Raw genomic sequence first — 13,422 nt, forward strand, 5'->3', positions numbered from 1 at the left:
GTCCGGCGCCGTCCGGACGGCGCCGGACACGCACCGGTGAACAGGTGGGACGCCGCCGGACTGTCCGGGACAGCCCGTCCGCTTGCCCGCCCCGTCGGCCCGCGGCAAAGCTGGGCGGCGCCCGGCCCCGGCGTGATCGAGCCGGCGGCATGCGGCTTCCACGGGCCCCTGCCCGGGAAACTCACCGACAGCAAAGGAGACACCTGTGCGTGCACGACTGCTGTTCACCGGTCTTGCCCTGACGGCCGCCGTACTGGCGGGCGGAGCCACCGCACACGCCACCCCCCTGCCCTCCCAGGCCGGCCCCGCAGCGGAGGAAGCGGCGGAGACCGCCCGGGGCCGCTGGGTACGTGAGGGCGTCTACTCGGAGTCGACCTGTTACTCGCTGGTGGCCTCCTATGCGGGCCCGGCATATTGCACCCCGGCCTCCGGCAAGAACCGGTTCGCCCTCTACATCTGGGTCGAGGACAGCGACCGGTAGAGCCTCGGAGTCCTGGGCTCCGGCCGGTCCACCGGGGGAAGCGACGAAGTCGCACGGGGCCGGCCCACCGTTCGGGTCCTCCACCCGCACCGTTCTCGTCGCCGGGGCCACGGCCTCGGCGACGAGAACGGCACCGGGCCCGGGCGTACGGCACGGCCCGCAAGCCCACGTGCCTCAAGGACGCCCGGCGGTTCGTCGTCGGAGGGCAGGGCGTGCGCGTCCTCAGTAGGCGGTCCGATCCGTCAGGTAGAGGCGGTTGACGAACGGCGGTTCTCGGCCCTGTTCCCGGGGGTCACCACCCCCAGCGGGCCAGTTGGCACGCCCGGTCAGCGTGCGCCGGCTGGATGCCGTCTCGGACCAGCCTCTCCACACATTCCTGCGCAGCGTTGCCGACCTGGGATTCGCCCCTCGAGCAGTGGAGACCCTGGAAGGGGGTGAAGTAGCCCAGGCTCCGGAGATAGTCGTCGCAGTGTCGGGCCGCGGCCTGGGCCGGGGCCGCGGTGACCACCGCGCCGCCGATCAGGGCGGTGGCTGCCAGAACGGCTGACACGGATGCTCCGACGACTCGTCGGGTCAGACCGGTGACGGGTGTCATGGGCTCTGCCTCTTCTCTCATGAAAAACGACCACTTGTCCGGTACCGAGGTCGAAGGTAGCGAGCCCCGCTGGTTGCACGGCACCCACCAATTCAGGGGGGTGGCGGTCAGGAGGTTCCTGACACCGTCGGGTATCCGTGCGGTCAACCGGTCAGCGCGGCGACGTACCGGCCGGCGGCGTGGCGGGGGTACCCCTGAGCTTGCTCTGCAACTCCGCGTTGAGCCTCGCCCGTTCCGGGTCGCCCGCCGAGTAGTCGATCTCGCAGGGCGTGACCTTCGAGGTCTCCTTCACACCGGCCCCGACTTGCCCCCGGGGGTCCGCCGGCTTCGAGAACACGAGGGTGTACCCCGGAGGGACCGTCTTCGAGTTGATCTTCAACGTGGACGGCTCCCGGCCCCTGCCGCGCAACTCGGCCTCGGGATCGGCCTGCGGACCGCGGTACCCGCCGCCCACGTGCGGGCACTCCGCCTTGGCCTTCTTTTCGGTCACCGCGACGTTGACCCCCTGCGTCTGGAGCCTGCGCACCAGTTCGGGCAGTTCGTCGACCGTGGGCACGGGAACCCGGATCGTGTCGGCGGGCTCCCCCGTAGGTGCGCCGGAGCCCGATTTCAGCAGCTCCTCCAGACCTTCCGAGTGGTCGACCGCACAGGACGGGACCTTCGAGGTCTCGATCACGCCGACACCGATCCCCTTCTCGCCCAACGGGTGGTACTCCGCCCACTCGAACGCGAGCGAGTGGCCGGGCGGCACCGTCTTCGCGTCGACCTTGAAGACGAAGCCGTCGGTGGATTCCTGGAGGACCTCCGCTTCGCGATCGGTCTGCGGGCCGCGGTACCCCCCGCCGGGCGCGGAGCACTGCGACGGAGGCCGCTTGGGAACCAGCGCCGCGGGAACACCCAGCTTCTTCAAGGCGTCCACGAGCGCCGGGATCTCGCCCGGCTCCGGCATCTTGAACCGCAGCGAGCCGTCCGGATCCTTCCTGATCTCGGGCGCCCCGGCGGGGCCGTCGGCCGGCCGGGTGCCGTTGTGGGTGCTCCCCGGTAGGGCCATTACGGCGACGACCGCGGCCGTCGCGACACCCACGGCGAGCGGGACGCCGTAGCGGCGGACGCGGGTCGGGGTGGGAGCCGGCGCCACCTCTGGCAGCCGGGCCAGCAACGCCGCCCTGAGCCGCTCCTCGAACGCGCGGGGCCTGTTGGTCATCGGATCGCCTCCAGCTCGGGCTTGGTCGAGGGGACCGGCGCCAGCAGGGCGCGGCGGGCGCGGTGCAGGCGGACCCGTACCGTCGCTTGGGTGACGCCGAGGGCCTGCGCGGCCTCGGCCGGGGTGAGCTCGTCGATCACAACCAGGTCGAGCGCGGCCCGCAATGGCTCGGACAGCGCCGCGTGGCGCTCGGCCACGGCCCTGAACGCCCTTTGGGCGTCGATACGTTCCTCCAGCGCGGCCACGTCCTCGTCGTCGAGCAGCCTGCGCCCGCTGAGCCGCGCCAGCGCCCCGTTCTCACGCGCCTGCCCACGGGCGTGGCCCGCCAGGACGTTGCGGGCGATCCCGAACAGCCAAGCGACCGTCACTCCCCTGCGGTGCCGGTAGCTGCCTGCCGAGCCCATGGCCGCCAGGAAGATGTCCGCCGTCAAGTCCGCCGCCAGGTGGGCGTCGGCGACCCGGCGCGTGACGAAGCCGAGGACGGCGTCGACGTGTTCCTCGTAGAACGCCCCGAAACCCTCGGGCGTCGTGAGATCCGGCGGTCCGGTCTCGTGTCGTGGGCTACGCACCCGGCTTCCTCCCTGAGGGGGGGGACCCGATCGGCCCCCTTCACCCAGTACTTGGTCGAAGCACCGTCGAGCGTTTCATCGGGCCCACACGCACCCCACCGCAACACCGGCCGGGCGGTACGACGGATCCGTGCCGGGATCAGGGGGTGGAGACGAGGGCGGGGACGGGGGCGGGCCAGGGAACGTCGGTGGCCACTGCGGCGGTGTAGTCGACGCCCGGCACGGAGAATCCGTACAGGCGCTGGACTTCGGCGTGGAACCAGTCGAGGTCGGCGAGACCGGCGACGGTGTCCGTCGTGGCGGCCTCCCAGCGTTCGGCGACGGCCGTCTGGACGTCGTCACTGAGTTCCCAGGTGTCGAGGCGGATCCGGCCTTCGTCGTCCAGGGCGAGCGGAGCGGCACCGGTGAGCTGGTCCCACAGGGCGGCGAGCTGATGTACCGGCGGGACCAGGTCCTTTCCGAGGACGCCGCGCAGCAGGCCGATGTACAGGGCGATGCCGGGAATGGCGGTGGAGGACTGGGTGACGGCGGCGCCGTTGACGGAGGTCACGGCCCGCCCGCCCACCGTTTCGCGGAGCTTGTCGTTCAGGGTGCGGGCGGTGGCTTCCAGGTGGGCCTTGGCCGCGCCGATGGTGCCCTCGCGGTAGATCGCCGCTGTCAGCGGCGATCCGATGTACGACAGTGCAGCGGTGGCGAAGCCCTCGCCGAGCAGGCGGCGGCCAGCCAGGTGGTCGATCCAGCGTTCCCAGTCGGCACCCCCCATCACGGCCACGGTCTGCTCGACGTCATCGCCCTCGGCGGGCCCGGTCTCCACCTCGCGCACCTCCGGAAGGCCCTGGTCGTCGAAGACGAGGGTCTTGGTGCGGTTCGCCCGGCCGATCGGCTTGAGTACGGAGGCGTACGCGGTACCGGTGTCCGGGTCGGTGCGCCGGGGCGCGGCCACCGAGTAGATCAGGTAGTCCAGCCTGCCGCCGAAACGCTGCTCGATGAGGTCGGCGACCTGGTCCTTCGTCGAGTCGGAGAACGCGTCGCCGTTGAGGAAGACCAGATCGCGTCCGGCGGTGCGGGCGATGTCGGCGGTGGCGGCGGTGCGGTACCAGCCCGCCGTGGCGGTGCGCCGTTCGGTGGGGGCCTTCTCGAAGGAGACCATGATGCCGCGGATCCCGGCGCGCTTGAGTCCGGCGACCGTGGCCGCCAGGCCGTATCCGGCCGAAGAGCCGATGACCAGAGCCACCGGGCCGGCACCGTCCGGCGCGGTGGCAGAGTCGGGGCATGCCCGCCACATGTCGGCCACCAGCCGCGCGCAGCCCACGGGGTGGGAGTCGAGGAAGAGGAAACCCCGGTTGCGGGGTATGAGAACGCGCTCGCTCACGATTGCAGTCCTTGGATCGACCGGGCCGAAGACGCGGCGACCGGCCGGGCCACCGCGTCCTGCAAGTCTGCGACAGTACGGGCACGGGCCGTTGCCCCACCAGGGACAAGGATCATGAGTCGATCTTGGAGTGTTCCCCTACTTCCGGCTAGGGCGGGACGCAGCTGGGGGGACCGGGCACGTCCGGCCCGCACGGGTCGCCTTGCCGTGCCCGGTCGTCACGGTGCCCGGGCGGGTCAGCCCCCCGGGCACCGGCACCGTTACTGGTCGTGCAGGTAGAGCTGCGTCCAGTCGCTGTGGTCCTGGTGCCGAGGTACCTCCACGGAGGTGCTGGCCCAGTAGCCGGAGTTGCAGTTGGAGCCGTGGTAGTAGTCCACCTGCACGGTGCCCTTCCACCACCAGCCGCTGGCGTAGGTGGTCATGCCCTGACGGTTCCAGCAACGGCTGACCCACTGGCCGCTCTGGTCGGGGCCCGACAGGCGGAACGAATTCACCGTGCTCGAGGTGTCGAACAGCTTGATCTGCTGCCCGTTGGTACCGGCGGCCGCCGTACCGGCGCCGACGGCCAGGCAGGCCACGGCCATGCCCAGCGTGGCGACGGCCGTCACGGCCTTCCTGCGTATCTGCATGTTTCCCCCAAGGCGTGAAAGGCCCGTCGGTCGAGCGGGCCGATGCGAAGCCGCCCGCGCCTCCTGGAGGGGCTGCGGCTTCACCGCAGAAGCGGCGAGATGATCACGCTAACAAGCAGCAGGGGGTACCGGAGGTTTCATCCCGCACAGTCATGCGCCTCCGAGCGGTCGTCCGTGCACGGTCACAAGGCGTGCTTGCGGTGCCTGCCCTTCGCATGCGACGGGCGCGGGCGGCATGTCGCCTCGGCCCGGTGATTCTGCTCCGCGGCCCTGGGCCGTGGTGGACGTCGCTCGGCGGGGGGCCCGGGGTGGGCGGGTCTTCCGTCGGTGCGGCCCGCCCACCCCGGTGGTCACCCGGCTGCGACGATCTCGTTCACGAGCCACGCGCCGAGTTCTTCGGTCATGGCGGTGTGTCCCTCGTTGCGGCTGGCGCACTCGAAGGCGTCGAGTGCGCTGTGATCCGGTGTGATCGGGCGGTAGAGCGTCTGCGGGTCGTTGATGTCACCGGCGTCGACGGCGCTGATGCTGGGGATGAAGCAGGACGTGCCGATGACGTTCGGATCCACGGTGTTGCCGAGAAGACCCATGAGGAGGGCGGCCAGGCCGAAGCTGCCGGTGTCCCCCGCGGGGGACGGCACGGTGAACAGGCCGCCGGGAGCACCGTCGATGTCGGGCAGCCCGCTGGTGCGCACCAGTGTCGGCTCCTCGCCCGTCTTCTGCAGGCGTGCGACCACCTGGTCCCCCTGTGCCTGGGTCTTGAGCCAGGTGTCCTGCAGCGTTTCGCCGTTGCACTTCACCGCGATCGCGTCGGCCTGAACTCCGTTGCCGGTACCGGTGTCCACGCCGTTGGCCACACCGACCCGGCGGACGTTCCGCGGCCATCCCCCTACCTCGTCGAGCGCCCGGAGGAACGCCACCCGCTCCGGTGCCTGCACCGGGGTGTCGCCGACCTTTTCGATGTGCCAGCGTGCCATCTGCCGTGCGGCGGGGCTGTTGAGCAGCCCGGAGAACTGGCGCAGGACGGGGCCCACGCCGGGGGCATCTCCCCACTTGTCCGTCGCGAAGTGCGTGAAGGCCTGGAGGGCGATGGGGAACCAGGCGCCCTGGTGGGGGGAGTCGTAGGAGAAGTAGAGGGACGTCTCGTGGTCGGGGAGCGTGGGGTCCTGCTCCATCTTGGCCAGCGCGTAGCGGGTGACCAGGCCGCCCATGCTGAATCCGCCCACGGTCAGCTTCGCCGTGCCAACCCGCTCGGCGGTGGCCCGGCGGATGCAGTCGATGGCGGTGTCGGCGTTGGCCGTGATCGAGGCCGTCCGGTCGTTGTAGCCGAGGATGATCACGTCCCGTCCGGTCGCGTGGAGTTCGGAGACGAAGCGGTAGTCGCCGTTCTCCTCCAGGCCGTGCCACAGCTGGTCGAGGTTGCTCGACCCGCTGGAGAAGCCGTCGGAGAGGATGACGGGCCTGATGAGCTGCCTGCGGTTCAGCGGGCTGTAGTAGACCCAGGCCGTTCCGTTGGGGAGGGACCATTCGTCGTGCGGTTCCGGGGCGGGGGGATACGAGGAGCGGGCCCCCGGGGCGACCGGGCCCCAGACGTCAACGACGGATGCAGACATGAGCAGTTGACTCCTTGTGCAGGTCAGGGACTTCACCGACGTGACCGGTCTCGCCCGCGCAGCGCTGCGAGACCGTCAGCGCCGACAGCATAGTCACGGAGAGAGAAGTATCCACTACGCCGTGTAGCGGGCGGGTCGCCGGCTTGGTGCCACAGCGACCCGCGCGCCGGTCCACGGGCGCTCCGACGGGCTGACCGAGAACGCCGAGGGAAACGGCTGCGTACGGGCTCGAAGCCGACCGGGCGCGGGCATCGTCGATCCGCTCGGAAAACGCTGGTGATCTTTCACCTGCCTGCCGGTTATCCTGCCTCGTCGTGAACAGGCCAAGGAGGTCCCCACCATGACCGGCACCACGTCATCCTTCCCCGAGCGGATCGAACTCTCGGGAGAGGGGCTCGTCCTGCGCGACTGGGAGGAGGCCGATCTGGCCGCGATGCCCGAGCTGTTCGACCACCCCGACATCGCGTACTGGACGCCGATCGTGTCCCCCTTCGACGCCGCGGCCGCCCTCGCACGGCTGGACCGGGACCGGCAGCTGCGAGCGGCGGGCACGGCGATCCTGCTCGCGATCACCGTCGACGGCGGCGCACCGCTCGGCGAGGTGATGCTGCGGCGCGCCCCCGAGGGCACGGAAATCGGCTACGCGGTCGGCCCGGCGCACCGCGGTCAGGGACTGGCGGTCCGGGCCGTGCGGGTGATGGCCGCGTACGCCTTCGAGCAGCTGGGCGCGGAGCAGGTGATCCTGGAGCTGGAGGCCGAGAACGCGGCCAGCGTCGCCGTGGCCACCAAGGCGGGCTTCAGACTGCTCGAGGTGCCGCTGATCACGGGTGAGGAGAAGGGACGACCGTACCTCCTGCAGACCTGGGGCCTGGACCGCCCCTGACTCCCACCACGAGGCGCCGAGCGGCCAGGTTCCCCGGCCTCCCGCCGCCCGGTGCACTGCTGCACCGGTGCACCTGGAACGGCCACCCCGGCTCCGTCCAATTCAGCCGGCAGGAGAACGAGCCGTGCCGTCTGCGGCAGTGGTGACACCATGCGTTGTCATGGCAGATGACAGCACCAGTGCGTTTCGGGCGGGCCGGACGGGGCTCATCGTCCGGATCCCGGAGGCGGAGCCGTCCGTTCGCCGGTGGCGCGAACGGCTCGATCCCTCGGCCCAGGCCGGGGTTCCGGCCCACGTCACCGTGCTCTTCCCGTTCCTCGATGAGAGCCGAATGGATCCGCTCGTCCACTCTGCCCTCGCGGACGTGCTGGGCCGCCACCAGGCCTTTGACCTGCGGTTCGAGAGATGCGGACGGTTCCCGCACGTGCTGCATCTCGTCCCCGAGCCCGACACGCGGTTGCGACAGCTCACGGAGGCGGTCGCTGATCGTTGGCCGGAGGCTCCGCCTTACGGCGGCCGGTTCGCCGAGGTCGTGCCGCACCTGACCATCGCCCAAGGTCAGGAAGATGCCGCCTTGGCGGAGATCGAGGCCGACCTCGCCGGCAGGCTCCCGTTCACGGCTCACGTCTCGTCGGTTGAACTCATGGTGCACGACGGTGTGAAGTGGCGGGAACGGGCGTCTTTCGCACTCGGACGTTAGCCAGGGCTACGAGCGGCTGGTCAGCGTCACTCGCTCCAGTCGAGCGTGAACCGGCCGGTGGCCCCGTCGCGGCTGACGTTGCAGCGTCGGGGTGGCAGAGCGAACCTTTCTGCGGCCCATCCGGCGATCGCCGGAGCGAGGGCTGCCTCTGCATAGTCGACCTCAAGGATCTCCAGGGCCCGAACCGAGATCAGGACGTGGCCACTGGTCTCGATGCGTTCGATGTCGTCGGACACCTTGCCCAGGCCGACCCTCAACCAGGCGACTTCGCTCTCGTTGAGGGCCAGCGGGTTCCCGTAGAAGGCGTTCTTGACCTCGGAAGCGTCCAGCCAAACGCGGTTGCTGACGGGGACGCACGTGGTCGGTGGATTCGTCAGGCGGGTGGCCTCGGCTGCGATCCCGAGGAACAGCCCGAAGCCGCTCCTCTGGACTTTGTAGCGGTACGTTTCCATGATCCCTCGGTCGTTCGTTCGGGCCGCTACGGTCCGGGCCCGGGGTGTGCGTTCCGGACCGCTCGCCGAACGGCTGATCAGACGCCACCGGGGAGCACCGTCGCAGGGCGGCCGGTCGGGGGCGGGGTCCGACGGCGGCGCGGGACGCCTGCTGTCGCTGGCCGTGCACGGGTGGCCGCACGGGTTCCAGGGGGCAGGTCCGAAGCTGTCCGAAGCTGTCCGAAGCTGACGGAGGGTACCGACACCGCGGCCCGTACCGATCCTGATCCTGCAGGCCGCCCCCCTCCGCGGGTGGGGAGCGGGTGGGCGGGCCCGGGAGCGGTCGAGCGGCGGATTCCTTCGCCTCGGGGCGCAGGCGCGTACGAAGTTCCCGCGGGCCGACGTCTGCTCGCCGTGGACGGGGGGGCGGGGTCACGGGCTCTGGTCGCGTCCGTCCCGTGGGGCGAAGACCGCGAGGGCGTCGGCGTCGGTCGCGCGAGCGTTCAGGTAGTAGTCGGCCCACTCGGCGATGTCGGGGTAGGACGACTCCTGGCTGAGCCGGGTGACTGCGGCCCGGATGTCGAAGGCGGTGGTGCGGAGTTCGACGCCCGGGCCCAGGAGGGCCCAGTGCGCTCCGGTTCGCCCGTAGGGCATGCCGATGCTGCCGGGGTTGATCACGAGCCTGCCGTGGGCGAGGCGGACGAACGGCATGTGGGTGTGGCCGCAGACCACGGTGCGGAGGTCGTCATCCAGCCCGTCGAAGACTTCCTTCCAACGGTCGAGGCGGGAGTCGACGAGGACGACCTCCTCGTCGTCGCGAGGGGTGGCATGGCAGAACAGCACCTTTCCCAGGCCGTTCACGGACAGGGACAGCGACCGTGGTAGCGAGCTGAGGAGGTCGAGGTGGTCCTCGCGGAGCTGGGCGGCTGCCCAGGGAGCGATCGGAACCGGGGGCGTGTCGCGCTGCCCGCGACGGTGTTCGAGGAGTTCACGGTCGGCGTTGCCGCTGATCCAGACGACGCGGTCGCCGAGGCTGGTCAACAGGTCGAGAACCTGGGTGGGTTGCGGGCCGGCGGCGATGTCGCCGGTCAGTACGATGCGGTCCGCTGTGCTGACGTCTGGTTCGGCGAGCACTGCCTCCAGGGCCGGCAGGACTCCGTGGATGTCGGACAGGACGGCTACTCGATTCAGCATGGTCACCACTGTGGGGTCGAGGCGGCCGGGTGGTGCGGTCTTTCGCCCGACGCGTAGCGGAAGTGACGCCGCCTTCCACCTGGCAGAACGGTCAGAGCGGGACTCTTGACACGGACGGGAGAGGCGGTCAAGAGGTGTGTGGGGTCACCAGGCCGGATTCGTAGGCGAGGACCACGAGTTGGGCGCGGTCACGCGCGTGGAGTTTGGTCATGGCCCGGTTGACGTGGGTTTTCGCGGTCAGAGGGCTGATCACCATGCGGTCGGCGATCTCGTCGTTGGACAGCCCCCGCGCGACCAGGGCGACCGCCTCGCGCTCGCGGCTGGTCAGCTCCTCCAGTCCGGTGCTGGTGCCGGTGCCGTGGCCGGGGCTGGTGCCGGCGGGGAGTGGGTGGGCGATGTACCGGTTGATGAGCCTGCGCGTGATCGCGGGGGCGAGCAGGGCGTCGCCGCGGGCGGCGACGCGTACGGCGTGCAGGAAGTCCTCCGGTACGACGTCCTTGACCAGGAATCCGGCGGCGCCGGCGCGCAGGGCGTCGAGGACGTACTCGTCCATGCCGTAGTTGGTCAGGATGACGACGTGCACCCCGGTCAGGGCTGGGTCCGCGGCGATGCGCCGGGTGGTCTCGATGCCGTCGACGACCGGCATCCGGATGTCGATGAGCGCGACGTCGGGCAGGTGCTCCTTGGCGAGTGCCAGGCCCTCGCTGCCGTCGGCGGCCTCGGCCACCACCTCGATGTCGTCCTCCAGGTCGAGGAGGGCGCGGAATCCGCTGCGGATGAGGGGCTGGTCGTCGACCAGCAGGACACGGATCACGATGCCCGGTCCACGGGGAGTTCGGCCTCGACGGCGAAGCCGCCGCCGTCACGTGGGGCGGAGCGGAGCCGGCCGCCGAGGGCGGTGACGCGCTCACGCATGCCGAGCAGGCCGAGGCCGGGTGGTGGGGCCGTGGCTGGTGTCGCCGTGCCGTCATCGACGACGCGTATCGCGAGGGTGTGCGGACGGCAGTCGATCCGGACCGACACCGTGGTGGCATTCGCGTGCCGGGCCACGTTGGTGAGCGACTCCTGGACGATCCGGTAGACCGTCCGCTGAACCAGGGCGGGCACGTCGTGCCGCTGCCCCTCGACGGTGAGGGTCGCGTCCAGGCCGTACGTACGAACGCGCTCCACCAGCTCCGGGACGTCGTCGAGCCCGCGCGGCGGGGCCGTGTCGTCGTCGCGCAGCGCCTCGAGCGTGGCGCGCAGCTCCCGGCTCGCCTCGCGCCCGGCCTCCTGGATCGCCAGGAGAGAAGGCGGTACGTCCTCGCCCCGTCTGCGGGCCACGTGCACGGCCGCCTCCGCCTGCACCTTGATGACCGAGATCTGGTGGGTGAGCGAGTCGTGCAGCTCGCGGGCGATGCGGAGCCGTTCCTCGTCGGCGCGGCGACGAGCGGTCTCCTCGCGGGTGCGCTCGGCCTCGTCCGCCCGCCGTTCGGCCTGCCGCAGCGCCTCTCCCGCGGCGCCGGCAGCGATCAGCCAGGCGATTTCGAGGGCGCCCCGGGCCTGTGCGAACGCCTCGCCCGTGTCGTGCGGGCCCGCGGCAAGGGCCGCGAGCGGGAGCAGGGCCAGGACGACCACGCTCATGGCCACGGTGACGGCGCGGTGCCCCGCCCGTACGGCCGCGTACACGGCGAACAGGTACGCGACGGCGGGCACGTCGAAACCGGCCGCCTGGTAGCCCAGGGAGCACAACCCCGTGGCGCCCAGAACGGCGACCGGAGCCCGGCGCCGCGCGGCCAGCGCCAGCCCGCCGGCCACGAGGAGGGCGTACCCGAGGACGGCCCGACCGGTGGCGGAACCCTCCTGCGACAGCCCCGTGACCAGCAGCGCCGCTGCCACACCGACGGCGATGACGCCGTTCCCGTACCGTGCCCACGCAGCGGACGCACCTGCACTCATGCGCGCACCCTAACCGGCCACCGCCGCGGCCGGAGTCCCCTTGGCGGACGAGCGGCCGACTACCGCGGGCGCGGTACTGCCGCGCGTTCTGCTCCATCGGCAGTAGCCGCGTGCGGCGTCGGCGGCAGTGCGAAGTGTCTGCGTCTGCTGGACGACCGGCGGCAGCCCCCACGGCCATGCTCGGGGGACGACCCGTCGTAGGGAGAGAAGGAGCACTGCGATGTCCGTTCGTCCGTCTGCCCGTGAACTGCTCACCGTCGCCGCGGCCGCGGTGATGGGATGCGTCGCGCTGGCCGCACCCGCGGCAGCGCACGCCTCACCCGCGGCAGCGCACGCCTCGGCCGTGACAGCAGTCGCTGCCGGGGTCCACGACTTCGGTCCGGGGCGGTTCGGGGCCACCGCGGGCGCGCTGTTGGGGCTGGCCGGCGTGGTGATCGCCGGACTGGCACTGGCGCGCCCTGCCAGCCGTCTCGGCACGGCCCACGGCCCCCTCGGGGCGGGGGCGGCCGTCTTGGCGGGACTGATGGCCACGGCCCTCGGCGGGCTCGTCGCGGCCACCGCCGACGGGGGGCTGGGGACCGGCAACGGGCTGGGCGGGGCGTACGTGGCGATGCTGGTGGGACTGACCTGCACGGTCCTGGGTGCATGGGCCGTGGTCCGATCGCGCCGTACCGGCGGACGCCGAGGCCGGTAGGGCGGGGGCACGCTGCTCAGCGCCGCCGGGGCGGTCGGCTGCGTGCTGTGCGGTCTCCCCGTAGCCGCCGCTGTACCAGGAGACGGGGCTGGCCGCACTGGCCGCACTGCTGGCCGTCGCCTGGGTCGCCGCCTCGTACCGGGCTCCTCACCGGGCCTCGTACTGGCGCCGCAACGGCCCGGAGGATCCGACACCCCCGCCCTTCCGCAGTGCGCTGCCCGACGGCCCGTACGTGAGTCGGCCGCTGCACCGGCTGGCCGTGGTGCTCGTGCCGATGGCCGTCCTGGCTGCGGTCACCGTGGCGGTCTCGGTCTCCCCGGCGTACGGCCGGGAGACCGCCAGGCTGATGGCGGCCGGATACGGCGAGCACACCGTCACGGTGGTCCGACTCGCCGGAGATCCGTGCGTGGCAAGAACCAGCCGACCAGCCGGGCGAGCCCGCCTTCGCGAGCGTGCGGGTTCCGTTCGACGCAGGCCCGCGTGAGATGCCCTCCCGTGCCGTGCACAGGCAGCACCGGCCGCCGGAGCCGGGCACCACCGTGCCGATGTGGTTCGCCCCGGGCGACCCCGGATCGCCGGTGGTGTGGGGATGGTGAGTGGTGAGCGCAGGGGAACGGGCCTGCTGGGCGCCCGGACCGCCATCGGCATGTTCGTGGTCTTCGCCGTCGCGTGCCTGGTGTCGGCCCCGGGCCGGCACGTGCTGCGTCCCGTACGGCGGTTCCGGCCCGGCGTCCACCCCCGGCGTTGGGCATCGCCCTGCTCGGACTGGCGCTGGTGCTACCGGCCGCGCTCGGGCTGGAGGCAGGTGGGTACGCCGGGCTGGCGGCCCTCCTCTCCTGCCTCGCACCGGGGGTGGCGGCCTGGATGTGGCGCTGCGTCCGATGAGGCAGGTGGTTGGCCGTGATCCTTGGGGTGGGGCCGGGCTCAGCCGCTGAGGCCGTCGACGCGACGCCCGGCCGCCGCACGTCGGCGGGAACGACCCGCGTGCCCTCGCCCCGGCCTGGTGGCCGCATACGCGAAGGACGCTCGGCCGGGAGGTCCCGGCCGAGCGTCCTTCTTCGCGTGTGACTGCTCCCCCCAGGTGGCGTAATAACAGAGCTAGGACAGCCAGAACATCCACGA

The 13,422-nt window shown here is 71.7% G+C and carries 15 protein-coding genes; 5 read left to right on the forward strand and 10 right to left on the reverse strand.

Translation table 11 applies throughout. The annotated features are described in order from the left end of the window. Positions 1-205: 205 nt before the first annotated feature. Positions 206-481 (forward strand): hypothetical protein, encoded by a 276-nt coding sequence (locus tag ACFV7Q_RS35510; RefSeq protein ID WP_385435053.1) that lies wholly within the window; start codon positions 206-208, stop codon positions 479-481. A gap of 292 nt (positions 482-773) precedes the next feature. Here ACFV7Q_RS35510 and ACFV7Q_RS35515 read toward each other — a convergent pair whose 3' ends face one another. From ACFV7Q_RS35515 to ACFV7Q_RS35540, 6 genes are all read right to left on the reverse strand, one after another. Beyond that, the gene (locus ACFV7Q_RS35515; protein WP_385435054.1) at positions 774-1,031 is read right to left on the reverse strand and encodes a hypothetical protein; all 258 of its coding nucleotides are present in this window, start codon (positions 1,029-1,031) and stop codon (positions 774-776) included. Positions 1,032-1,227: 196 nt separating this feature from the next. Next, positions 1,228-2,280, reverse strand: a complete 1,053-nt coding sequence (locus ACFV7Q_RS35520; protein ID WP_385435055.1) for a hypothetical protein — start codon at positions 2,278-2,280, stop codon at positions 1,228-1,230. Then, on the reverse strand, positions 2,277-2,849 hold the full coding sequence (locus ACFV7Q_RS35525) for an RNA polymerase sigma factor (RefSeq protein WP_385435056.1): 573 nt from the start codon (positions 2,847-2,849) through the stop codon (positions 2,277-2,279). The genes ACFV7Q_RS35520 and ACFV7Q_RS35525 overlap by 4 nt, the downstream gene beginning before the upstream one ends. A 139-nt stretch (positions 2,850-2,988) precedes the next feature. Then, entirely contained in the window at positions 2,989-4,221 is a 1,233-nt protein-coding gene (gene fabV / locus ACFV7Q_RS35530) for an enoyl-[acyl-carrier-protein] reductase FabV (RefSeq protein WP_385435057.1), read from the reverse strand. Positions 4,222-4,481: 260 nt separating this feature from the next. Next, the gene (locus ACFV7Q_RS35535) at positions 4,482-4,850 is read right to left on the reverse strand and encodes a hypothetical protein (protein ID WP_385435058.1); all 369 of its coding nucleotides are present in this window, start codon (positions 4,848-4,850) and stop codon (positions 4,482-4,484) included. A 350-nt stretch (positions 4,851-5,200) separates the two neighbouring features. Continuing rightward, entirely contained in the window at positions 5,201-6,460 is a 1,260-nt protein-coding gene (locus ACFV7Q_RS35540) for an esterase/lipase family protein (RefSeq protein WP_385435059.1), read from the reverse strand. Between the two features lie 340 nt (positions 6,461-6,800). On the opposite strand from ACFV7Q_RS35540, the gene ACFV7Q_RS35545 reads away from it, so the two are divergent. Further along, positions 6,801-7,343 carry a GNAT family N-acetyltransferase gene (locus ACFV7Q_RS35545; RefSeq protein ID WP_385435060.1) on the forward strand — a complete coding sequence of 181 codons (543 nt, stop codon included), beginning with the start codon at positions 6,801-6,803 and terminating at the stop codon, positions 7,341-7,343. Positions 7,344-7,503: 160 nt separating this feature from the next. Further along, positions 7,504-8,043, forward strand: a complete 540-nt coding sequence (locus ACFV7Q_RS35550; protein WP_385435061.1) for a 2'-5' RNA ligase family protein — start codon at positions 7,504-7,506, stop codon at positions 8,041-8,043. A 26-nt stretch (positions 8,044-8,069) separates the two neighbouring features. Here ACFV7Q_RS35550 and ACFV7Q_RS35555 read toward each other — a convergent pair whose 3' ends face one another. From ACFV7Q_RS35555 to ACFV7Q_RS35570, 4 genes are all read right to left on the reverse strand, one after another. Further along, the gene (locus ACFV7Q_RS35555) at positions 8,070-8,495 is read right to left on the reverse strand and encodes a hypothetical protein (RefSeq protein WP_385435062.1); all 426 of its coding nucleotides are present in this window, start codon (positions 8,493-8,495) and stop codon (positions 8,070-8,072) included. A gap of 411 nt (positions 8,496-8,906) precedes the next feature. Beyond that, positions 8,907-9,668, reverse strand: coding sequence for a metallophosphoesterase family protein (locus tag ACFV7Q_RS35560; protein ID WP_385435063.1), 762 nt, complete (start codon positions 9,666-9,668; stop codon positions 8,907-8,909). Between the two features lie 127 nt (positions 9,669-9,795). Beyond that, entirely contained in the window at positions 9,796-10,482 is a 687-nt protein-coding gene (locus ACFV7Q_RS35565) for a response regulator (protein WP_385435064.1), read from the reverse strand. After that, positions 10,479-11,606, reverse strand: coding sequence for a sensor histidine kinase (locus tag ACFV7Q_RS35570; RefSeq protein ID WP_385435065.1), 1,128 nt, complete (start codon positions 11,604-11,606; stop codon positions 10,479-10,481). Before ACFV7Q_RS35570 ends, ACFV7Q_RS35565 begins: the two co-directional genes overlap by 4 nt. A gap of 220 nt (positions 11,607-11,826) precedes the next feature. Between ACFV7Q_RS35570 and ACFV7Q_RS35575 the strand changes: the two genes are divergently transcribed. Both ACFV7Q_RS35575 and ACFV7Q_RS35580 read left to right on the forward strand, forming a co-directional pair. Then, positions 11,827-12,300 (forward strand): DUF6223 family protein, encoded by a 474-nt coding sequence (locus ACFV7Q_RS35575; RefSeq protein ID WP_385435066.1) that lies wholly within the window; start codon positions 11,827-11,829, stop codon positions 12,298-12,300. A 744-nt stretch (positions 12,301-13,044) separates the two neighbouring features. Beyond that, a complete protein-coding gene (locus ACFV7Q_RS35580) occupies positions 13,045-13,185 on the forward strand; it encodes a hypothetical protein (RefSeq protein ID WP_385435067.1) in 141 nt (46 codons plus the stop codon). The last annotated feature ends 237 nt before the right edge of the window (positions 13,186-13,422 follow it).

Source organism: Streptomyces sp. NPDC059851, from assembly GCF_042732005.1.
Classification (GTDB): Bacteria; Actinomycetota; Actinomycetes; order Streptomycetales; family Streptomycetaceae; genus Streptomyces.